Annotated in this window: 1 protein-coding gene; it reads left to right on the top strand. The window is 40.7% G+C overall.

Going from position 1 to position 513, the window contains the following annotated elements; all coding sequences use genetic code 11:
- Positions 1-154: 154 nt before the first annotated feature.
- Positions 155-412: a transposase family protein gene (locus ACQV2T_RS09370; protein ID WP_428893595.1), complete on the top strand. Its 258-nt coding sequence runs from the start codon at positions 155-157 to the stop codon at positions 410-412.
- Positions 413-513 lie beyond the last annotated feature (101 nt).

A 513-nucleotide genomic window follows, 5' to 3' on the forward strand; every position in this document is an offset into this window, starting at 1 on the left:
AAGTCCGATCTATTAAAAGTGGTAACTAAAATAGAAAGGACTCTGTGCCAGGACTCATGATATACGAACATTACTCACTATAAAAGACCCTAACGTAAAATTCTCTGATCATTGTGTGGAAAATATCTAAAATAAGCTTCACATAAAGCGTACACTGACCTATCCTGTTGATAGCTGTCTTTGTTGCCAAAAGGAAGGAGTTGTCGTTAAAAACGGCACACGCTCCTCTAGAATCACTTACTTAGAAAGTGCAGGGCAAGCTTGCTACTTACTTTTTAAAAAACAACCTTACCTTTGTCGAAATTGTGGCCACTCCTTCACTGCAGAAACCAATTTGGTTGAGAAGAACTGCTTTATCTCGCATGCCACTAAGCAAAAAAATCGCCAGCTTGGCAACGGACACTACTGCTGAAAAGAAAATCGCTTCTCAAACACCTGTCTCTATTCATACCGTACGACGTGTGGTCCAAGACCTTCGTTTCTCCCTCGATCACTCAGACCCTCTAATGTTTA

It is taken from the genome of Facklamia sp. P13069, assembly GCF_050409405.1.
Taxonomy (GTDB): Bacteria; Bacillota; Bacilli; order Lactobacillales; family Aerococcaceae; genus Facklamia.